Annotated in this window: 17 protein-coding genes and 3 pseudogenes; 13 read left to right on the top strand and 7 right to left on the bottom strand. The window is 61.1% G+C overall.

Annotation, left to right across the window (positions count from 1 at the left end; translation table 11 throughout):
- Window positions 1-152: 152 nt before the first annotated feature.
- The 12 genes and pseudogenes from AC1Q80_RS26850 (at window position 153) to AC1Q80_RS26905 (ending at window position 14163) form a co-directional block, all read left to right on the top strand.
- Complete coding sequence (locus AC1Q80_RS26850) at window positions 153-854, top strand: creatininase family protein (RefSeq protein ID WP_492362402.1); 702 nt, start codon at window positions 153-155, stop codon at window positions 852-854.
- 47 nt (window positions 855-901) lie between these two features.
- The gene (locus AC1Q80_RS26855) at window positions 902-1873 is read left to right on the top strand and encodes an ABC transporter permease (protein WP_492362403.1); all 972 of its coding nucleotides are present in this window, start codon (window positions 902-904) and stop codon (window positions 1871-1873) included.
- Window position 1874: 1 nt separating this feature from the next.
- Window positions 1875-2774 carry an ABC transporter permease gene (locus AC1Q80_RS26860; protein ID WP_492362404.1) on the top strand — a complete coding sequence of 300 codons (900 nt, stop codon included), beginning with the start codon at window positions 1875-1877 and terminating at the stop codon, window positions 2772-2774.
- Complete coding sequence (locus AC1Q80_RS26865) at window positions 2771-4477, top strand: dipeptide ABC transporter ATP-binding protein (RefSeq protein WP_492362405.1); 1707 nt, start codon at window positions 2771-2773, stop codon at window positions 4475-4477. Before AC1Q80_RS26860 ends, AC1Q80_RS26865 begins: the two co-directional genes overlap by 4 nt.
- Window positions 4478-4636: 159 nt before the next feature.
- Window positions 4637-4900, top strand: a pseudogene (locus AC1Q80_RS26870) (LysR family transcriptional regulator); the annotation flags it as partial.
- A 528-nt stretch (window positions 4901-5428) separates the two neighbouring features.
- Window positions 5429-5926 carry an RNA polymerase sigma factor gene (locus AC1Q80_RS26875; RefSeq protein ID WP_492362406.1) on the top strand — a complete coding sequence of 166 codons (498 nt, stop codon included), beginning with the start codon at window positions 5429-5431 and terminating at the stop codon, window positions 5924-5926.
- 96 nt (window positions 5927-6022) lie between these two features.
- Window positions 6023-6985 carry a FecR family protein gene (locus tag AC1Q80_RS26880; RefSeq protein ID WP_492362407.1) on the top strand — a complete coding sequence of 321 codons (963 nt, stop codon included), beginning with the start codon at window positions 6023-6025 and terminating at the stop codon, window positions 6983-6985.
- A 121-nt stretch (window positions 6986-7106) separates the two neighbouring features.
- Complete coding sequence (locus tag AC1Q80_RS26885; RefSeq protein WP_492362408.1) at window positions 7107-9605, top strand: TonB-dependent siderophore receptor; 2499 nt, start codon at window positions 7107-7109, stop codon at window positions 9603-9605.
- Window positions 9606-9676: 71 nt separating this feature from the next.
- Window positions 9677-10573 carry an ABC transporter substrate-binding protein gene (locus AC1Q80_RS26890; protein WP_492362409.1) on the top strand — a complete coding sequence of 299 codons (897 nt, stop codon included), beginning with the start codon at window positions 9677-9679 and terminating at the stop codon, window positions 10571-10573.
- Window positions 10563-12569: a Fe(3+)-hydroxamate ABC transporter permease FhuB gene (gene fhuB / locus AC1Q80_RS26895; protein WP_492362410.1), complete on the top strand. Its 2007-nt coding sequence runs from the start codon at window positions 10563-10565 to the stop codon at window positions 12567-12569. The genes AC1Q80_RS26890 and fhuB overlap by 11 nt, the downstream gene beginning before the upstream one ends.
- Window positions 12566-13411: an ATP-binding cassette domain-containing protein gene (locus tag AC1Q80_RS26900; protein ID WP_492362411.1), complete on the top strand. Its 846-nt coding sequence runs from the start codon at window positions 12566-12568 to the stop codon at window positions 13409-13411. The genes fhuB and AC1Q80_RS26900 overlap by 4 nt, the downstream gene beginning before the upstream one ends.
- Complete coding sequence (locus tag AC1Q80_RS26905; protein WP_492362412.1) at window positions 13408-14163, top strand: siderophore-interacting protein; 756 nt, start codon at window positions 13408-13410, stop codon at window positions 14161-14163. The genes AC1Q80_RS26900 and AC1Q80_RS26905 overlap by 4 nt, the downstream gene beginning before the upstream one ends.
- A gap of 66 nt (window positions 14164-14229) precedes the next feature.
- Here the strand turns inward: AC1Q80_RS26905 and AC1Q80_RS26910 are convergent.
- Window positions 14230-14358 (bottom strand): annotated as a pseudogene (locus AC1Q80_RS26910) (IS481 family transposase); the annotation flags it as partial.
- A gap of 280 nt (window positions 14359-14638) precedes the next feature.
- Here AC1Q80_RS26910 and AC1Q80_RS26915 point away from each other — a divergent pair.
- A pseudogene (locus AC1Q80_RS26915) lies at window positions 14639-14779 on the top strand (HlyD family type I secretion periplasmic adaptor subunit); the annotation flags it as partial.
- A 325-nt stretch (window positions 14780-15104) separates the two neighbouring features.
- Here AC1Q80_RS26915 and AC1Q80_RS26920 read toward each other — a convergent pair.
- From AC1Q80_RS26920 to AC1Q80_RS26945, 6 genes are all read right to left on the bottom strand, one after another.
- On the bottom strand, window positions 15105-15743 hold the full coding sequence (locus tag AC1Q80_RS26920) for an HdeD family acid-resistance protein (RefSeq protein WP_492362413.1): 639 nt from the start codon (window positions 15741-15743) through the stop codon (window positions 15105-15107).
- A gap of 175 nt (window positions 15744-15918) precedes the next feature.
- Window positions 15919-16116 (bottom strand): hypothetical protein, encoded by a 198-nt coding sequence (locus AC1Q80_RS26925; RefSeq protein WP_173422425.1) that lies wholly within the window; start codon window positions 16114-16116, stop codon window positions 15919-15921.
- A gap of 504 nt (window positions 16117-16620) precedes the next feature.
- Complete coding sequence (locus AC1Q80_RS26930; protein WP_492362414.1) at window positions 16621-16938, bottom strand: hypothetical protein; 318 nt, start codon at window positions 16936-16938, stop codon at window positions 16621-16623.
- Between the two features lie 155 nt (window positions 16939-17093).
- Entirely contained in the window at window positions 17094-17975 is an 882-nt protein-coding gene (locus AC1Q80_RS26935) for an ABC transporter ATP-binding protein (protein ID WP_492362415.1), read from the bottom strand.
- Entirely contained in the window at window positions 17972-19036 is a 1065-nt protein-coding gene (locus tag AC1Q80_RS26940) for a FecCD family ABC transporter permease (RefSeq protein ID WP_492362416.1), read from the bottom strand. Before AC1Q80_RS26940 ends, AC1Q80_RS26935 begins: the two co-directional genes overlap by 4 nt.
- Window positions 19033-20145 (bottom strand): ABC transporter substrate-binding protein, encoded by a 1113-nt coding sequence (locus AC1Q80_RS26945; RefSeq protein WP_492362417.1) that lies wholly within the window; start codon window positions 20143-20145, stop codon window positions 19033-19035. Before AC1Q80_RS26945 ends, AC1Q80_RS26940 begins: the two co-directional genes overlap by 4 nt.
- Between the last annotated feature and the right edge of the window lie 214 nt (window positions 20146-20359).

The raw sequence follows: 20359 nt of genomic DNA on the forward strand, positions 1-20359 counted from the left end.
TTGATCTCAAATGGAACCTTATTTGGCGTAAAGCCCTTGCGTCAACCGTAATTTTTGATCCATAAAGAACTAATTCAGGAAGAGGCTTCCCATTTGATGGCCAGGATGGGCGACGTCCTGAGGGTGTGGCCGAGCAGCGAAAAGGACGGACTATGCGCATTCAGGACATGCATTGGAGCCAGGTGGAGGAGCGGGTGAAGGAGGATGATCGGTGCGTTCTGCCGGTTGGCTCCATCGAGCAGCACGCTTACCTCAGTCTCGCCACCGACATGATCCTGGCCGAGCGTGTCTCCGTGGAAGCGGCCGCGCCGCTCGGGGTGCCGGTCTTTCCATGCCTGCCCTACGGCATGGCCTCGGGGTTTGCCGATTTCCCTGGCACGGTGACCCTGTCGCTGCGCACCTATATCGGCGTGTTCGAGGACATGCTCGACAGCCTTTATCGGTCCGGCTTCCGACGCATCCTCGTCGTCAACGGGCACGGCGGCAACACGCCGATCAATCCGGTGATCAGCGAATGGCTGAACCGCAACCGTGACTGCTCGGTCAAGCTGCATGATTGGTGGCGTGCGCCCAAGACCATGGCCAAGGTGCTGGAGATCGATCCCGCGGCCTCACATGCGAGCTGGATGGAGAATTTCCCCTGGACCCGTCTGGAGGGTGCGCCCATCCCGAATTTCCAGAAGGAACGGATCGACTTTGCTGCCGCCGCGCGCGTCGATGCGGGCCGCAAGCGCGAGCGTATCGCTGAAGGCAACTACCACGGCGTCTTCCAGCGGCCTGATACGGACATGCTGGCGATCTGGCAGGTGGGCGTCGAGGAGACGCGCCACGAGATCGAGCACGGCTGGCACTGAAACCTCGGGGGCGTCCAGCTCCCTTATGCATCCACCCAGAGGCAGACATGGCATCCTTTATATTTCGCAGGTTGGGACAGGCGTTCTTCGTGCTGCTGATCATGTCCATGCTCGTCTTCATGGGCGTCTACGTCATCGGGAATCCGGTTGACGTTCTGATCTCACCCGACGTGACGCAGGAAATGCGCCAGCAGGTCATCGCGCAATATGGGCTCGATTTGCCCCTGTGGGAGCAGTATTTCCAGTTCCTGCAGCGTCTGTTGACCGGCGATCTCGGGCGATCCTTCGTCTTCAATATGCCGGTCGTCACACTGATCGCGCAGCGCCTGCCGGCGACGCTGGAGTTGACGCTGATCGCGGTGCTGTTCGCTTCCCTGATCGGCATTCCGCTCGGAGTCTATGCCGGCTACAAGCCCGACAGTCTGCTCTCCAAGGCCATCATGGCGGTGTCGATCCTGGGCTTTTCGGTGCCGACCTTCTGGATCGGTTTGATGCTGATCATGGTTTTTGCCGTGCAGTTCGGCATTCTTCCAGCCGGCGGACGCGGCCAGACGGCGGATCTGTTCGGTATTCCGTTTTCCTTTCTTACCCTGGACGGCTGGTCGCATCTCATCCTGCCGGCCCTCAATCTGTCGCTGTTCAAGCTGTCGATGATGTGCCGGCTGGCTGCCTCCGGTACGCGCGAGGTGATGCTGACCGACACGATCAAGTTCGCGCGCGCCGCCGGCATTTCCGAGGGAACCATCCTGCGCCGACATGTGCTCAAGCTGATCTCGATCCCCCTGGTCACCGTGTTCGGACTGGAGCTCGGCTCGACGCTTGCCTTCGCGCTCGTCACCGAAACGATCTTCAGCTGGCCCGGGCTTGGCAAGCTGATCGTCGATTCCATCACCTCGCTCGACCGGCCTGTCATGGTCGCCTACCTGATGCTGGTCTCTGCGCTGTTCGTGGTCATCAATCTATGCGTGGATCTCGCCTATGCGGTGCTTGATCCACGCCTGCGGCAGGGGAGGCGCTGAAATGTCGATGGAAGCCAGTGCGGTAAAATCCGTCTCGCCGCTCGCCGAATTCTGGCACATGTTCCGCCGCAACAAGGTTGCGGTCGCCGCCCTTGCGGTGGTGGTTGCCATCACCCTTTTGGCGATCTTTGCGCCGTTCCTCGTGCCTCAGGATCCCTACGACCTGAAGGCGCTGGTATTGCGTGATGCCCGCCGCCCGCCGGGCTATGTCGGGTCCACCGGCATCGTACATTTGCTGGGCACCGACAGCCAGGGGCGCGACCTGCTTTCGGCCATCGTCTACGGCCTGCGCATTTCCCTGCAGATGGGTCTGGTGGCCGGTGCCATCGCTTTCTCGATCGGGGCAGTGGTGGGGTGCTTTGCCGCCTATGTCGGCGGGCGCACAGAATCCGTCATCATGCGCATCGTTGACATCCAGCTTTCCTTTCCGGCGATCCTGCTGGCCTTCGTCGTGGCAGCGATCCTCGGCCAGGGCAAGTCGCAGCTGATCCTCGCCCTCGTCTTTGCCCAATATGCCTATTTCGTGCGAACAGCCCACGGCGCGGCCGCGGCCGAACGCCAGAAGGACTATGTCCAGGCCGCCCTTTCTGTGCCGATGAGCGGCTGGTTCGTCATCACCCGTCACATTCTGCCGAACTCGTTGCCGCCGCTCATCGTGGTTGCCACGGTGCAGATCGCCTCCGCCATATCCCTGGAAGCAACCCTTTCTTTCCTGGGCGTCGGTCTGCCGCCGACGGAGCCGTCGCTCGGCATGCTGATCGCCAACGGCTTCCAGTACCTCATGTCCGGGCGTTACTGGATCGCGATCTATCCAGGCGTCGCACTGATCGTCCTGATCATGGCGATTAACCTCGTCGGCGACCAGATCCGGGACCAGCTCAATCCGAGGCTGCGCAAATGAATGATCTTCTGGATGTCCGCAATCTGCGGACCTATTTCGAGACCGAAAAAGGCACCGTCAAGTCGGTGGATGACATCTCCTTCACGCTGAAGCGTGGCGAAGTCATGGGGCTGGTTGGCGAAAGCGGTTCGGGCAAGTCGATCACCGGCTTCTCTCTGATCGGCCTGCTGGACGAGACCGGCCGCATCCAGCCGGGCAGTTCCATCCGCTTCAACGGACGCGAACTGGTTGGTCTCCATGAAAAGGCGCTGCGCAAGATACGGGGCAAGGACATCTCCATGGTGTTCCAGGACCCGATGATGACGCTGAACCCGGTGGTCAGGATCATCGATCAGATCGGCATGGCACTTCGTGCACACGAGAAGGTATCGGACGCCGACATACGCCGCCGCGCCGTCGAGGCCCTTGCGCGGGTAAAGATCGTCGATCCGGAAAGCAAGGTGGACCAGTATCCGCACGAGTTCTCCGGTGGCATGCGGCAGCGGGTCGCCATTGCCATCGCTCTTCTTCATCGTCCGCAGCTTGTGATCGCCGACGAGCCGACCACGGCGCTCGATGTCTCGGTGCAGGCCGAGATCTTGCGCATGGTCAAAGCGCTGGTCGCCGAGATCGGAATATCCCTGATCTGGGTCAGCCACGACCTGGCTACCGTCTCAACCATTGCCGACACCATAGCGGTCATGCGGCGCGGCAAGATCGTCGAGCAGGGGCCCGCGCGGGACGTTCTGCACAATCCGCAGCATCCCTATACGCAAGGGTTGCTGGACGCGCTGCCGTCACGTTCGAAGCCCGGCGAGCCGCTGGCGTCCGCGGCGACCGAGGCCGCCGGCCCGATGGATCTGAGCGGGCTTGGCGGCGCTGCCATCGGTGCTGCAGCCGATACCGCCTTCTTGCGGGCGGAGGCGGTCGGAAAGGTCTTTGCTCCACCCATTGGCTACCTGCGGGCACTCGCCATGCGCTGGGGGCTGGCACGGGACCTCCGTCCGGTCCATGCGGTGATATCCGCAGACCTTACCATCGCCCGCGGCGAGATTCTCGGCCTGGTCGGGGAATCCGGATCCGGCAAATCGACGCTCGGACGCATACTGTGCGGCATCTATGCGCCGACGTCAGGGACGATCAGCATCGGTGGCAAGCCCGTGCGCTCGGCGACGGGCAAGCTCGGCACCCACGTGCAGATGATCTTCCAGGATCCTTTCGCCTCGCTGGATCCTCGCCGTACGATCTTCCAGTCGTTGGCCGATGGGCCGATCGCGCACGGTTTCTGCACACGCAGCGGTGCCCGCGACTACGTCAATAGGTGGCTGCGCGCCGTCGCCTTCGATCCGGCGATGGCGGATCGCTATCCGCACCAGTTCTCGGGCGGTCAACGTCAGCGCATAGCAATCGCCCGGGCGCTCGCCATGCAGCCCGAGGTCATTATCTGCGACGAACCCGTCGCCTCCCTCGATGTGTCGATCCAGGCACAGGTCATCAATCTGTTGATGGAGTTGCGCCACAAACTCAACATCACACTTCTGTTCATCAGCCATGATCTGTCCGTCGTCCACCATCTGTGCGACCGCGTCGTGGTGATGCGTCATGGGGAGATCGTGGAACAGGGGACCGCGACCCAAATCTTCACCGCGCCCCAGCATTCCTATACGCAGATGCTCCTCGACGCCGTTCCGATGTTGGAGGCCCAGCCGCAGGGCGTTCGGTGAGGGGACGCTCAATATTTCAATACGGGGTATTGGCAAATACCTAGACGCTAGGTGGACACACTGCATCGATATTAGCATCAATGATTCCGCTTTGTTCGCTGGGCGTATTTCGTCCTGCTTGCCTGCACGCGCGTGTCTCTTCGGAAGACGAAGAACGGTATGGAACTTCGCCAGCTGAGCTATTTCGTGGCGGTTGCCGAGGAGCTGCATTTCGGTCGCGCGGCGGCACGGGTGCATATCGCCCAGCCGGCGCTCAGCTGTCAGATCCAGTCGCTGGAGAGGGAGCTCGGCGTGCAGCTGTTCCATCGCTCGACCCCGCGGGTGGAACTGACGAGGGCAGGGGCGGTCTACTACGACCGCTGTATCAGGATCTTCGTCGATGTCGACCTGTCGGCCGAGATGGTGCGCTCGGCGGCCGGCAAGGTTCACTTCACTTTTTTTAGGCGTGGCGACGGGTGCGGAAAGAGCAGAATGGCGTGACAAGTGCGCAGAGGATAACCCGACGCGGCATCAGCAGGACCTCGTTAACCGGTTGAGGCATAGCTCGTTGCCTTGCCGTTTCGCGTTCGTCTGGTGGCTCGGTCCTCCGTCAATGTTGCGTTAATGACACGCGATTCTAGAAAAAGACTGGGACCCCCAGGAGTGCTCACCGTCCGAAAAACCAGGTCGGATGGCTATCGAGTTGATAAACATGAGAAAAAGACACATGTTTTAATCGATCGGGTATCTCCTGGCGAAACCGCGCGGTAACTAATGGTTCTTGCTAGGTAATTCGGCTTCTGGCTTAAGAAGGACCAGTTCGAAATGTGATGATCGATGCCTAGGTCTCTGCAAATGCATTCTTACACGCCGCCAAAACCGATGCCCGAACGGCAGTGCGACCGCTCTGCGACTTCGTGCAGCCGCAACCCCGAGCCGACGTGCGGTTTCGCCTCACGGGGACGTTTCTAATTGGCCTGGGATATTCATAATCTTTTCCGGCGGCATGCACGGGAACTCGCGGGTTCCTTGCGCCGGCGCGGACTGTCGGAAGAGACGGCGGCAGACCTGACGCAGGACACGTTCGTACGGCTGATGGGCGCAAACCCCAAGGGCAATCAGAACAATCCCAGAGCGTATCTGTTCAAGATATCCCGCAATCTGGCGATCGATTACCATCGCCGCGAGCAGGCTGCACCGGTCGATCACATTCCCGATGCGGAGTTGACGGCGATTGCCGATCCCAGGCCATCGGCGGAAGCAGCGCTCTACGACAAGCAGCGACTGGCGCTTTCCGATGCGGCTCTTGCCGAACTGCCCGAGCGCACTCGGCGGGCTTTCGAACTCTACCGGCTGGAGGATCTGACGATCGCTGAAGTCGCTGAAAAGATCGGTCTTTCAACCACGCGCACATGGGCACTGATCCGGGACGCCTACCGGCATGTGCGTATCAGGCTGCAGGATCTATAGAATTCCCGGCGGCACTGTGAAAATCCTTCACGCTGCCGCGTTTTCGTATATGGGCGCGGTACAAGGGCGACCCGATGCGGTGATGGAGGCACGCAAATGGAGGATGACGTGTCCGAAGAGGACAGGCTTTTCGATGAGGCGGTGGATCTCCTGATCCGCATTCAGAGCGACCCGGAAAACCCGGTTGCCCTCGACGTTGCGCGTCGTTGGCTGTCGCGCGGCCCCGCACAGGAGAAGGCGTGGTCGGAAGCTCTGGAAATCCACGGCATGACCGGCAAGATTCTCACGGATCGACGAAGGGCCGATCGCAAGGCCGCCTTCTCGATTTCCCGGCGCGTGCTGATGGTCGGCAGCTTCGTTGGCGCCGCCGGACTTGTCGCTGCAGCCTCTTCCGGCCCACGCCTTATCCTTCAAGCGAGGGCCGACGCGATGACCGCGACCGGCGAGATCCGTCGCCTCGAATTGCCTGACGGCAGTTTCGCCACACTTGGACCGAACAGTGCTGTCGCCCTGACGGTTACAGCGCAGCGGCGAGAGATCGAACTGCTTCAGGGCATGGCATTTTTCGAGGTGGCGCCAGACGAAACAAGGCCGTTTCGCGTCACCTCGGCAGGCGTGACAGCCACTGCGCTCGGTACGGCGTTCGATGTGAGCAGCGATGCGGACTGTCTGACCATAGCTGTTGACCACGGCCTCGTGGGCGTGGATCTGCCGCCGGACAACGCAATCGCGCCTGCGTATCTGGCGCAAGGCGAGTGGCTGACCTTTGCCGAAGGCGATCAGTCCGTATCGATCGGCAAGAAGGATCGAAGCCAGATTGCCAGCTGGCGGCACGGGATGGTCGTCGTCGAGCGCGAGACTGTCGCGGCCGTCGTCGCACGCATCGCACGATGGAAGAAGGGCGAGGTCGTGATAACCAGCCCTTCGTTTGGCAGACGTCTCGTCAGCGGTGTCTACGATCTGCGCGATCCTGTGTTGGCGCTCGAAGCCGTTGTCCAGCCTCACGGCGGCAGGGTACGCAGCGTTACCCCCTATCTGACGGTCATCTCACCGTTTTAAAAAAACTTGAGAAAAAAGTGAAAATTTTCTGGCGGCCGCCGTTTTCCCTATCAGGGGGTGCCGGCACGTCGTTCGAATGCTCGGCCTTCTGAGTAAAAGCGTAGTGAGAAGAGGGCAGAAAATGGGGCGTTTGGGCAAGAACAACAAGCGGGCAGGCAGAGCGTTTGCCGCTGCGCTATTGATGTCGACGGCAGTGGCCGGCGGCACTGCGGTGGCGCCGCTGCCGGCACAGGCGCAGTCGACCGAGGCCAGTTTTTCGATCGCGGCCGGGCCGCTCGGTGACGCGCTCGCCAGGTTCGGTCGCCAGGCCGGCATTCAGGTCACCTATGTGCCGTCTATCGCTTCGGCCAAACACACCTCCGGCATTGTCGGTCGGGCAACGCCCGAGGTGGCGATTGCAAAGATCCTCGCCGGCTCGGGATTGACTTACACATTCACTAATCCGCGGACCGTTGCGATCTCCGAGCCAGGCGCCGTTGGCGGCGGCGTTACCGTTGACGGGGCGACGGCGTTGCAGACGATCAGCGTGACTGGTCAAAATCCATGGGGTCCGGTTGACGGCTTTGTTGCCACCCGCGGATCGACGGGCACCAAGACAGATACGCCCTTGCTCGAAACGCCGCAGTCGATTTCGGTCATCACGCGCGATCGCATCGATCGGCAGGCCGCAAACAGGCTGGACGAGACGTTGCGCTACAGCGCAGGCGTGCGCTCGGATTATGGCGGCGCCGTGGTCGCGGCCGACAACATCTTTATCCGAGGCCAGTTCGCCAATACCTATCTTGACGGCCTTCGCAACACGCCGTTCAGCTACTTCGGCATCATGGCGGCCGAGCCTTACGGTTTGGAGCGCGTGGAGGTCCTCAAAGGTCCGGTCTCGGTGCTTTATGGCCAGAACCAGCCTGGCGGCATGATCAATATGATCTCCAAGCGTCCGACGGAAGACGCGCGCGGCGAGGCTCAGCTTTCGCTCGGCACTCAGAGCCACAGGCAGGCAGCCTTTGACGTCAGCGGCCCGCTTGATGCCGAAGGTGCAATCCTCGGACGTTTCGTCGGACTGGGTCGCCTCGCCGACGGCAACGTCGAATACACGGATGACGATCGCCTGCTGCTCGCTCCCAGCGTCACGCTGAAGCCGGATGAGGGGACGTATCTCACGGTGCTTGGCTCTTATCAGAAAAACAATGCGCTTGCCGTTACCAATTACCCGTGGGCGGCGGTCAACGGCACCAGCCCTTATGGTCGGATGCCGATGGAACGCTTCCTGGGGGAACCGGATTTTGACCGGGAAACGCAGGAGCAGATCAATTTAGGCTACGAGTTCTTCCACGAGTTCAATGCTGATTGGAGCTTCAAGCAGAACGTCCGCTATTCCAACTTCGAGAACCAGGAGAACTATCTCGCGCGCAACAGCGGCCTGCTGTTCAGCCCACAGACGGGAGGCAACACCGCCATCGCGAGAAACTGGCAGTTCCGGCATGCCTTCGGCGACACAGTCGGTATCGACAACCAACTGAACGGCAAGTTCGAGACCGGTGCGATTGGCCATGATGTCCTTTTCGGCTTCGACTATGCCTGGAGCCGGGCGACGCGTGACGAGAAATGGGGAACAGGCCCTCGGATCGAGAACATTTTTGCGCCGACCTACGGAAGCCCCATCGACTTTTCGAGATGGAACACCTGGGTCGACGCCGAAACCACGACAAACCAGTTCGGTCTCTACGCGCAGGATCAGATCGAGTACGAAAACTGGCGACTGACCCTCGGCCTTCGGCACGACTGGGTTTCGGCAAAGGTGGATGATCTGTGGAACGGCGATCCGGGTACACCGACCAATCCCAAGACGGCAACGGCCCTGCAGGACAGCGATTGGTCCGCTTTGACCGGACGCGCCGGTCTGACATATGTCTTCGACAGCGGCATCGCCCCCTATGTCAGCTACTCGGAATCGTTCAATCCGGTCGTCGGCGAGGATCGTTTCGGCAAGGCGTTCGAACCGGAAAAGAGCAGGCAGTACGAGGTTGGCGTGAAGTTCCAGCCGGAGGGTTGGGACGGCTTCTTCACCGTCTCGGCCTTCGATCTCACGCGGGCCAACGTCACGACGGCCGATCCCGCCGATATCACCAAATCGGCACAGATAGGTGAAGTCAGGTCACGCGGTCTGGAGTTCGAAGCCGTTGCCGAGTTGACCGATGGCCTGAGCCTCATCGGCGCCTATACCTACCTCAACTCGGAAGTCACCAAGGCGACGGCTGAAGGGAGCTATGCGACCGAGGGCAAACAGCTCATTCGCGTGCCCGGGCATATGGCGTCCCTGTGGTTGGACTACCAGGTGGAGGCTGGCCCGCTCGAAGGAGTGGGGGTCGCCGGCGGCGTGCGTTACACCGGCGCGTCATGGGGCGATGCGCTCAACACCTTCAAGGTACCTTCCTACACGCTCTTCGATGCGGCGCTCAGCTATGATTTCGGCAAGCGCAATCCAGAGATCAATGGCCTCAGTGCCAACCTGAACGTCACCAACCTATTCGACAAGTCCTATGTCGCGAGCTGCTTCTTCACCCTCGCCTGCAATATGGGAGAAGGGCGCACGGTGCTGGGGACCTTGAAATACAAGTGGTGAGAAAGATGCCGGGAGACCGTTGCGCGAAGGGGTCTCCCGATCTGTGCTCCAGAAAGGATCGGGCGACAGGATTGCCGATAACCCGCCGAACATTGCTAAGGGCAGCTTCACTCATTCCATTGGTTGCCGGCGACGCGGTTGCGCAGCCGAACGCTGTTCCTGCTCGCGCGGTTGCGCTCGATTGGGCATCGTCGGAAACGCTGCTTTCGCTTGGGGTGGCGCCGATCGCCATCACTGAGCGCGATCGCTTTCTTTCTGCCAACCCGGCTTTTGCGGCGCGGGCTCCTATCCACGATCTTGGTGCGCCCTGGGAGCCGAACCTCGAGTTGATCGATGCCCTTGCCCCCTCGATCATCTACACGAGCAGTTACACCAAAATGGTCGAACCACAGTTGCGCCGAATTTCCAACGTCGTCGTCACCGATCTTCATGGTGGCCGCCACGATCAGCTCGCTCGGTGTGCGTACTTTGCCCGAACCGTCGTCACGGCGTTTCCCGGCTTGGCTGACGGCAGCCTGCTGGCGGCGATGGAACAGACGCTCGCCCGCAACCGGGCTGTTTTGTCCACGCCGCGCCACCCGCCTGTCCTCTGCGTCTACCTCCACAGCAATGGCCGCTTTGCGAATGTCTTCGGACCGAACAGTTTTGCCGGCAATGTTGTGGCCCATGTCGGGCTTGCAAACGCATGGGCCGCACCGACCAACAGCAACGGCTTCGACTATGTCGGCATCGAGAAGCTCGCGGCGATCTCTTCTGCTCGCATGCTCGTTCTCGGCGACGGAGCGAAGACGGAGCGCGCCCTGAAAACCCTGAAGACAAGCGCGCTTTGGAACGCCATTCCCGCAGTCAAGGCCGGGGAGGTCAGGCTGTTTCCCGATGTCGCCATGTACGGGGCGCTTCCGACGGCCGTGCGTTTCTCACAGATGCTTGTCGATGAATTCGCACGTGAAAAGCCCGATGACGGTTAACATCCTTCCAACTCGCAACGACAGGGTTTTGCGCGTTTCCCCCGGTTTGCTCGTTCTATCAATGGCCGGGTTGGCACTGTTGTTCAGCGTTCGCTTGCTGACCGGTCTGGTGCCGATCGCGGGGTGGCCGGACGCGATTTGGGCAGCGGACGGAGGGGATGTTCCTTCGCTGTTGTTCGTCTATTCCCATCTGCCGCGGATCGCGATCAGTATCCTGGCGGGCGCCGCGCTCGGGCTCGCCGGGACCCTCTTGCAGCAGGTCCTGCGAAACCCATTGGCGGAGCCGACGACGCTTGGCATCTCGACGGGCGCGCAACTCGCTCTCGTCATCGCGCTCCTATGGCAACCCTGGCTTCTGGATCATGGCCGGGAGACGGTCGCCATTGCAGGCGCCTTGCTTGCGGCCGCCGCGGTTTTTGCCGTAGCCCGTTCAGGCCAGAGTTCGCCACTCTCGCTTGTGATGGCGGGGCTGGTCGTCAACATGACGCTCGGGGCCATCTCAGGCGTCGCGGTCCTCTACAATCATGAATATCTCTCCGAACTGTTCGTCTGGCAGTCCGGTCGGCTGGAACAGAGCGGGTGGTCGCAGGTTCTGTTCCTCGCCCCGCGCTTGGCGTGTGCGTTCATCGTATCGCTGCTTCTCACGCGTCCGCTGGCCTTGATGGAACTCGGCGATGAGGGTGCGCAATCTCTCGGGCTGCGATTGGCCGGATTTCGGCCAGTCGCCCTTCTCGTTGCCGTGGCGCTGTCCGCCTCCGTCGTCGCAGCCGTTGGCGTCATCGCCTTTGTTGGCCTCGCGGTCCCCACGCTTGTCAGTCTCGCCGGCGCAAGGCGGCTGAAGGAGCGTTTGCTGTGGGCGCCTGCCTTTGGAGGTAGCCTGCTTTGGCTGGCTGACCAATTGGTGCAGCAGGTTGCAATCGGTAACACGACGCTGCCGACCGGGGTTGCCACCGCGTTGTTGGGCGCGCCGCTCCTTCTCGTCCTCCTTCCAGGACTGAGAAACGCTGCCGCTCCCCCAGCGGTGTCGTTCGCCGCAGCCCGCAGGCTCGATCGCCCGTGGCTGGCAGTTTCGATGGGGCTGGCTGTCCTTGGGTTGGCTTTGCTCGGAGCGCTTGCTGTGGGAAAGACAATGGGCGGCTGGACGGTCGCGGGGGGCGACGCTGCCGATTTCGTCGCGCGATGGCGTGGCGCGCGCGTTCTGGCGGCGCTATCGGCGGGAACCCTTCTCGGTCTGGCCGGAACGATGATCCAACGGATGACTGGCAACGCGCTCGCAAGTCCAGAAATCCTCGGCATATCCTCCGGCGCAAGCCTCGGCGCAATCGCTCTCACGGTGGTACTGCCCGGCTTCGGTCTTGCTTCGCTAACGGCCGCAACCATAGCTTCGGCCGGGTTGACCCTGATCATCATGTTGGCCGTCAGCCGAACAACAGAGTTTTCGCCGCAAAGGTTGATCCTTGCCGGCGTGGCGCTCGGAACGTTCGTGGCCGCGCTCAGCGAAATGCTCATTGCCACCGGCGGCTCGTCACGGACATTTCTGCTCTCCTGGATGTCCGGCTCCACCTATCGCGTGACATGGGACACCGCTATTGCCGCTGCATGTATCGCCACGGTCTCGCTGTTGGCCTCTCCGCTATTCGCGCGCTGGCTTGATGTCTTGCCGCTTGGTGAGAGTTCCGCGCGCTCGCTCGGAATGAATATCGGCCAGGCCCGTGGCTGTATCGCTGTCGCCTGCGCCTTGATGACGGCCGGTGCAACGATTGTGATCGGCCCGTTGAGCTTCGTCGGCTTGGTTGCTCCCCACCTGGCGCGTGCAGTCGGTATCAGCCGCGCCTTGCCACATCTTGTCGCCGCCGCCATTGCCGGCAGCACGATCATGGTGCTTGCGGACTGGCTGGGTCGGCTGCTGATCTTTCCCTGGCAGATCCCGGCGGGGCTGCTCGCGGCGCTGGTCGGCGGTCCGTATTTTCTCGTGCTGATGTGGAGGCGCGCATGACTGTTTGCTTGAGTGTCCGTGAGGCGTCCGGCGTCCGTGCAACGCCCTGCTTCAAGGTCGAGCGCGTCTCATGCCTTGTGGGCGGCCGGCAGATACTCGGACCAGTGTCCCTCGCGTTGAAGGGGCCGCAGGTTCATGGGCTGATCGGCCACAACGGCTCGGGGAAATCGACGCTTCTGAAAATACTGGCGCGCCAGCAGCGACCGAGCCACGGCAGCATCCTCTACGACGGGGTTGCCCTGGACCGATTGGACAGTCGCATCTTCGCCCGCAAGGTTGCGTATCTGCCGCAGCAGACGCCGTTCGCTCCGGGCCTACTCGTCAAGGAATTGGTCGCCTTTGGGCGTTATCCCTGGCATGGGGCTCTCGGTCGCTTCGGCAGCGACGACAGGCGCAAGGTCGATGAGGCGATCGAGATGACGGGGATTACAGCCTTTGTAAACCGCGCGGTCGACACGTTGTCCGGTGGCGAGCGGCAGCGTTGCTGGCTGGCGATGCTGGTGGCACAGGACGCAGATTGCCTGTTGTTGGATGAACCGATTGCAGCCCTCGATATCGCCCATCAGATCGAGGTTCTTTCTCTTGTTCGACGACTTGCGAAAGCACGCAGCATCAGCGTTGTGGTCGTGCTGCACGATATCAATATGGCAGCCCGCTTCTGTGACGAAATCGTCGCGCTTCACTCAGGTAAACTGCTTGCGCAAGGCGGACCTTCCGAAATCATGACGCCGGACAGCCTGCGCCGCATTTACGGCATCGACATGGAGGTCTTCCGCCAGCCCGGCGGGGGATTTGCGGCGCTGCCGGAACCAGGCGCCTCAGGGCAGGGAGCGCCGCGATGAATGCGAGTTTTGCGGCAGAGGTCGTCTCGATTGACCGGCTCTCGCCGTCGGTTGTCCGCATCGAGCTTGGTGGCGGTGATATCGCACAGTTCACATCGACCGGCTTTGCCGACGAATGGGTCCGTCTCGTCTTTCCCAACGCGTGCGGCGACATCGCCTTGCCAGGGCAGGTCGATGGCAAGTGGGGAACACCGGAAGGCGTTCCGAAGTCGCCGATGCGTCCCTATACGGTGCGGCGGTGGGACGCCGATAGGGCGCGCATGACCGTGGATTTCGTGGTCCATGATGGCGGTGTGGCGGCGAGCTGGGCAGCCGGAGCCGACGTTGGCGATAGGATTGGCATCGCCAATCCCGATGGCCGTTTTCGGCCGCCGGTGGACGCGGAATGGATACTCCTGTTGGCAGACATCACCGGCCTTCCAGCTGTCGGCCGGATCGTCGAGGAAACACCGCCGACACTGCGGACGTTTGCGCACCTCGAGGTCGCTGTCGCAGGCGACGAGCAGCCGCACATCACGGCTGCAACTGCGGTGGCAAGATGGCATACCGGATTTGGCGCCACGCCAGAAATCACACGCCTTGCCGAGATCGCCCGCTCGATCGACCTGCCAAAAGGTCAGGGATACATCTGGATCGCAGGCGAAGCGCAAGCCGTAACCGGGGCACGTGAGCATTTCCGTGATCGGATCGGGTTCGACAAAGACCGCATCACCGCCATCGGTTATTGGTTCCTGGGCAAGCCGCGCGGATGACAAATGCGCCCATTTCACGCTAGCCTATACCTGCGGCGAAACCTTCTCGCTGGTCTCGCCCGGCCATGACATTGGCTCACTTGGGCCGGTCGGCAGATCAGCGACAGAGTTTCGCTTCTTCCATTTGGCAACGGTCTTCTGCTTGACGCCGTAGTGCTTGGCCAGTGATCTCAGGCTCTCTTGACTATGTTGTATCGCTCGACGGACCGCCTCTGTCGTGGTGGCGCTTCCCGTGAAGAAACCGGCTCATAGTGCCTCCTTCCATTCAATGGAAAATACTGCACCATCAAAGCATGGGACTAAACACCTAGATTGGCCCTTGGTAAATCGCCAATTGATTGCTTGCTGTCTTACGCTTCCGGTCTCCCCCGACTTAGTGCTTCCGTCGTTACAAGCGCGGCTCGCTTCCCTGTTTAGGCATCGATCGAACGCCTGCTATGAGAACTGGAAGAGAACGGTCGTAACAGCGAAGCCAGAGCTTGGACGCCTGGGCTCTCTGGTGCTTCACATGGGTATGCCGGTGGAGGCGTTTGTCCAGACTGGAGAGTGCGCCGCACTTTCATATCTCAACAAGCCGCTTGCTAATCAGATCGCACGTGCGAAGCGCGAGGAGTAACTGGATGTCCTGCGATCGAGACGAGCAATGAGCAAGAGGGTAGGTGAAGTGTACTCCGCGCTGCGGTGGACTGCACGGTTTGCGTGAAACCAATGCTTGGACACGTTCCTGGCTCCCTACGAGATTTCGTCGGCGGGCAGAAACTTCGTCTGTTCGACTGCGAGCAGGAAACGTGCGCGTTCCTCATCGGTCATATCGATGCGGCGGAGGTCCTTATCCATGAGTATTGGTGTCTTAAGCCCCCCGCAACAAATCAAAAAAGAGCCCGTCAGACCGAAAAGACGGTGGGCTTTTCTGCGTTCTGGAGCCAGGTATGAGAGCCATCCTACGCGGGTGGCGGTTCCGCATCGTTTCCTCTTCTGTCCGGCCGAGGGGAAAATGCAAATCGCAGCCACGCTAGGCCGTGCGCCAGGAAATCGATGCCGAGCAAGAGTGCCAACATCCACAGACTTAGCTTTGGGAACTCGGACAAGATGGCGAATCCTGCCCCGGCGCCAAAGGCTCCTGACAGCATCATGGTCCATCCTGCCTGACGCCAGTGGCTTAGGCTGAGCAACATCCTGACGATCCCCGACAGGGCGAACAACAGGCCGATCACGTAGGTTTGCAACAACTCTTGTGTGCGCCCGGACCGGGCCACGATGTTTGTCAGGATCTCCATCACGCTCGACCCCGCTGCATCAGTGAGCATCAGGCCCAAGGCGATGTAGAGAAGTCCCAGCAGCATCTGCCATGACAGGGCGCTCCAGCTTCTCGCCCACAAGGCGTGGACGATTTCGAATGTGCCGACCAAGATGGCAGCGGTTCCGATGAAGCCCGGAGTAACGACCGACGCAAACGCCACATCCGTCAGGACGACCAATCCCGCCAGAAGCATCACTCCGCCCAGCACGACGCGAACTGAAGCCGGGGGGCCGGTCGCATCGCCACCTGCGTTGCGTGGCCTGGTGTCGTGAAGTGCCATGGGTTCTCGTCACTCCCACTACTCGTTGTGACTGCGATGCTCCGACCAGCGGAGGGGGCTGCCCAAGAATGTTCGAATGCGCTCAGAAGCTGCGCCTACAGTGCAGCCACACCGATCTACCGGACACGGCACGTGAGTGTGCCTTGCGCTTGCAGAGCGCATGGCGGCAACAACGCTACCGCCGTTCATTCCGGCGCAGGACGTGACCGATGATGAAAACGATCCCGATGAGCAGCAAGATCACGCCTGCCAATCCGAACCCAAAGGAGCCATAGCGGTAGCCGGACGCCACGACCAGGAAGCCAATAATGATACTGGCGAAGCCAATGAGCTTCATCTTCATCAGGTTGAAGTTTGTACCATATCCTGCCATGGAGTATCCCCATTATCAGAAGTATACGCGAGTGGAATGAAAGGAATTAATCTTGGTGTCCGCTCTCTACTACATCGCAGCGCCGCGTGTTCAACGGAAAAGCCGACTGCGTCGCGTGAAAGAGGTCGTCCTGTTCTGGAGTCGCATACTAAAGACTGCTTAGATTAAGCGCAATGATAAGGTGTAATGCTCGACTTTTCTAGAGGGAATCTATTGACGGATGGCTCCGGCGGGTATCGGCGACCGCCACGGTCGTGCCTTTGGTGCGGCGATAGACGATCCAGAAAACTTTAAAGCGCCGCGCTCGGTCAGCGCCTGAATTTAATCCTCCTCGCCGCCGTTCTTGGATTGCACCCCGCGCTTCACATTTGGTGACGTCACCGAACCGGAGATCCGGGCTGCCTTCTCAATGATGACGTTCGCCTTTTCCCAGCCACCGGCGCGGCCAAGGCGGCGCGGGAACAGCCGCAAAATTTCCAGAAAGACTTCGACCGTGGCGCTTGCTTACCTGAGTAGGCCGGGTGCCCTCAGTTCGGCATCCAGCCGATTGTAGGCCGCCTGGACCATGTCGATGTCATTCAGGTGGCTGACGGCGGCGACTTCCATCATCACATTTGCAACAGCCGCTTCGACCCGCAAGCGTGGGGTTTGCATGCCTTCCTCTATTAGATCGGTTGCGGTCGTCTCGTCGCCGCCAAGTGCGAAATAGAGTTCGAGTGCTCGCCTCAAGAAGAGTGTGCCACGGGCATGGGGCGGTTGCGAAAAGAGATCGCCCTCGTTCTGGGTCAGAAGGGCTACCGCTTTGTTCTGTATCTCGCTCATTTCACGTTTCTCGCAGGTCAATTGTTCGAGTGGCGGCGAAAACTATCGTCCGATAGCACAACCGCCCCCTGAAACGCTACTTAGCTCGACCAACCTGAATTGAAGCTGGCGCCGTTCGAATGTGTTTCGCCATCCAGGTCGAGCCGAGCTGCCTGTTAAGTGGACTGACCCTGGTTTACGGCCTCAAGCGGCATATGACGGGTGTGCGCTCTTGCAACCCGATGCTGCAGATGAATGTTCCCGACGACGCGTTGCTCATGTGGAAAGGGCGATGGAGGCTTCACGGGGTGGCGCGGCCCGATGGGAAGCACACAGGGTCCGTCATCGGTTACGAGCACTCTCGCCTCGACATCGTAGATGGCGGCGACGTTTTCGGCGGTGAGCACTTCGGCGGCAGTTCCCCATGCCATCAGCCGCCCTGCCCGTAAAAGCAGGAGAATGTCCGCTGCCCTTGCCGCAAGGTTCAGGTCGTGGATTGCCATGAGAACCAGCGCACCGGTCCGCGCCACATACTTCCTGAGAATGTCGAGGACAGTGAGCTGATGGCGGATGTCGAGCGCGCAGGTCGACTCGTCGAGGATGAGGAGCTTCGGGCGCCGCATCAACCTCTGAGCGAGCAACACGAGTTGCTGCTGGCCGCCCGACAGGGTTCCGACCTGACGGCGTGCGAGCGCCTCGAGGCCGAACTCGTGGAGCATCTCGCTGGCCTGCTGAAGCTCGCCTTGTCCGACGCGAAAGCCGAGCTGCTCGTGGCATCCGAGCAGAAGCGTTTGCAACACCGAGAGATCCGCCTTGGTGCAGCAGTGTTGCGGCATGAAGCCGACGCTCCGGGCGTTCAGTGGCCCCGCGCCCCACCGCACCGATCCCGAATGGGCGAGCCTTCCGGCGATGGCGCCCAGAAGCGTGGACTTTCCGGCGCCGTTGGGACCGGCAAGGGCGACGATCTGGTTTGCGGTAAGGGACAAGGAGAGCGAATCGACGATCGTCATGCGTCCGCGCCTGACGGAGACACCATCGAGGATGAGTTCTTCCTTCATGATATTTCACTTCCTCCCCGACGAACGATAACGAGGAACAACATGGGGATGCCGGCAACGGCAGTGATGATGCCGACCGGGATGACCGAAGCTGGCGAGAGCAGTTTGCCGAAGACCGAAGCGCCAATCAGGATGATCGCGCCTGCAATTGCGGCAAAAGGAAATGCAAAGCGATGATCTTCGCCCACTGCGGTGCGGGCAACATGCGGGGCGATAAGGCCGACGAAGCCGATCGTGCCGACGAAAGACACGGCGGCCGCGGTCAATAGCGCGACCAGGACGAAGCTGCGCTTGCGCAACGCGCTCACCGAAAGGCCGAGGCTGGAGGCGTTGGCCTCGCCGAGGCGAAGCACTGTCAGCCTCCAGCAATCCCGCGCGACAAAAGGCAGGCAGGCCGCAAGGATCGCTGCGGTGACCGCGACCGAGGTCCAGTTCGCCTTCAGCAGGCTGCCAAACAGCCAGAACACGATCTGCTGGAGCACTTCCGGCGAGGCCAGGAATTGCAGCAGCGATTGCATCGACTGAAACAGGAACAGGACTGCTATCCCCGCCAGAACGAGGATTTCTGATGTGGCTCCCCTGAGTTGCGCCACGAAATAGACGAGCGCGCAGGCAAGGAGGGTCATGGCAAAGGCCGTCGCCGGGACAACGACGAAACCCGGAAGCGGAACGAGGCCGCCGAACATGATGGCAAGCGCCGCCCCAAAGCCCGCGGCGGCGGAGAAGCCGAGGGTAAACGGGCTTGCCAGCGGATTGTCCAGGATCGTCTGCATCTGCAGTCCCGCGATCCCAAGGCAGGCCCCGACAAGCGCGCCCATCAGGGTTTGAGGCATGCGTAGCTGCCAGAGGATGGTCGCGGCCGCAACGTCGTCGCCCTTCGGGCCGGCCAGAAGGGCGGACCACACGTCGAACAGCGACATGCCGGACGGCCCGGTCAGAAAATCCACCAGGACCAGGATCAAGAGGGCTGCCAGCCCGACGCCAATGGCGCCGAGCCGCCTCGCCGTGGCCCGCCGGTAGTCGGCGACCACATGTGCCGTCTCAAAGACAGCGCCGGTCATTTGACGCTCGCTTCGTAGGGAAGGACGAACACGCCGTCTGCCTTGATCGGCATCCAGGTGTCGTAGTAGCGCCGGATGTCTGCGACAGGATCGACGTCTTTGAAGGCGTCGGGATAAAGCTGTTTTGCAATGTACTCCGCGTAGACAAAGTCGGACAGGGTACGCGAACCGCCATGATAGATGGCATGGACGCCGCCGTTCTGGACAGCCGGCAGCGTGCTCCAGCCGGGACGTTCGACATAGGCCTTCATCCGGTCGCGGACCAGTTCCTCGGAGGCGCCGAACCCGACTGAGACGGACAAGGGCTTGTTCGCCCATTCGGATCCGGCCAGGAGCACCAGGTCGGGCTTCTGGGTGAGCACATATTCCGGGCTCAGCGGGCCCCAATTCTCAACCTGGTCCTTTGCGATATTGATACCGCCGAGCTCGTCAACGAGCGCGCCCCACATCGTCTTGCCATAGCTGTTGCCGACGTCCTGCGCACCCTTCTGGGCAAGTTCGACATAGACCTTCTTGTTGCTCGGCGGAGCCGATTCAATTCGCCGCTTGATGTCGTGCATCGCGTCTTCGTACTGCTTTGCAAGCTTTTCCGCCCGCTCTTCGCTGCCCATCACCCGGCCGAGGACAAGGGTAGACTGGACGTGCTTCTCGACCGTCTGCGAATTGTAGTCGAGCGTGACAACCGGTATGCCCGCCGAGGTGATCTGGTCGACCGAGGCCCCCAGAGAATCAAAGGCCCACGCCGAGAGGATCACGAGGTCGGGCCTCGTTGCGATCACCTTTTCAACCGAGAAGGTGCCGTTTTCCGTGTCGCCAATGTCGGGGATCGTGGGCAGTGCGGGGATCGCCTTTGCGTAGGCTTCGAACTGGTTGGGACGCCAGTCTTTCCAGGTCGACAGCGATAGAGCTGCGACCTTGTCCATCGCGCCGGGACCGACGACTGCAATGAAATCCTCGTAGTAGAAGTTGAGGATCACCCGCTTTGCCGGTGCGTCCAGGATGACCTCCCGTCCCTTGACATCGACAACCCTGATTTCTGCGTGGCTCTGGCCGGCAAGTGCGAGTGCGGCAGTGGCGAGGAGGGCGGTGGTTTTGAGTGTATTGCGCATGTGGTTTCCTTGCGGCGGCACCGAGCACGGAATACGTGTCGTCGTGCGCCTGCCTTTGTTTTTCAACTGATTGGTGGGGAACTGAGAGCGACCGCCCACTCTGCCGTTGGCTTGACGGGCAGGATCGTGCATGTCGATGCGTTGTCGCATCGACCTGGGTCGTGGTGCCGGCTCTCGACATGGTCAGGGGGCGTTTTGCAAGCAAACCGCTCTG

The organism is Ensifer sp. GW823-FHT05D09 (genome assembly GCF_058795755.1).

Excerpts from the sequence above, each read along its gene's own strand:
- fhuB (WP_492362410.1), top strand. The coding sequence starts at position 10,563 with ATGACGGTTAACATCCTTCCAACTCGCAACGACAGGGTTTTGCGCGTT.
- AC1Q80_RS26935 (WP_492362415.1), bottom strand. The coding sequence starts at position 17,975 with ATGAAGGAAGAACTCATCCTCGATGGTGTCTCCGTCAGGCGCGGACGC.
- AC1Q80_RS26920 (WP_492362413.1), bottom strand. The coding sequence starts at position 15,743 with ATGGCACTTCACGACACCAGGCCACGCAACGCAGGTGGCGATGCGACC.
- AC1Q80_RS26850 (WP_492362402.1), top strand. The coding sequence starts at position 153 with ATGCGCATTCAGGACATGCATTGGAGCCAGGTGGAGGAGCGGGTGAAG.
- AC1Q80_RS26865 (WP_492362405.1), top strand. The coding sequence starts at position 2,771 with ATGAATGATCTTCTGGATGTCCGCAATCTGCGGACCTATTTCGAGACC.
- AC1Q80_RS26885 (WP_492362408.1), top strand. The coding sequence starts at position 7,107 with ATGGGGCGTTTGGGCAAGAACAACAAGCGGGCAGGCAGAGCGTTTGCC.
- AC1Q80_RS26945 (WP_492362417.1), bottom strand. The coding sequence starts at position 20,145 with ATGCGCAATACACTCAAAACCACCGCCCTCCTCGCCACTGCCGCACTC.
- AC1Q80_RS26905 (WP_492362412.1), top strand. The coding sequence starts at position 13,408 with ATGAATGCGAGTTTTGCGGCAGAGGTCGTCTCGATTGACCGGCTCTCG.
- AC1Q80_RS26880 (WP_492362407.1), top strand. The coding sequence starts at position 6,023 with ATGGAGGATGACGTGTCCGAAGAGGACAGGCTTTTCGATGAGGCGGTG.
- AC1Q80_RS26855 (WP_492362403.1), top strand. The coding sequence starts at position 902 with ATGGCATCCTTTATATTTCGCAGGTTGGGACAGGCGTTCTTCGTGCTG.
- AC1Q80_RS26930 (WP_492362414.1), bottom strand. The coding sequence starts at position 16,938 with ATGAGCGAGATACAGAACAAAGCGGTAGCCCTTCTGACCCAGAACGAG.
- AC1Q80_RS26900 (WP_492362411.1), top strand. The coding sequence starts at position 12,566 with ATGACTGTTTGCTTGAGTGTCCGTGAGGCGTCCGGCGTCCGTGCAACG.
- AC1Q80_RS26940 (WP_492362416.1), bottom strand. The coding sequence starts at position 19,036 with ATGACCGGCGCTGTCTTTGAGACGGCACATGTGGTCGCCGACTACCGG.
- AC1Q80_RS26925 (WP_173422425.1), bottom strand. The coding sequence starts at position 16,116 with ATGGCAGGATATGGTACAAACTTCAACCTGATGAAGATGAAGCTCATT.
- AC1Q80_RS26860 (WP_492362404.1), top strand. The coding sequence starts at position 1,875 with ATGTCGATGGAAGCCAGTGCGGTAAAATCCGTCTCGCCGCTCGCCGAA.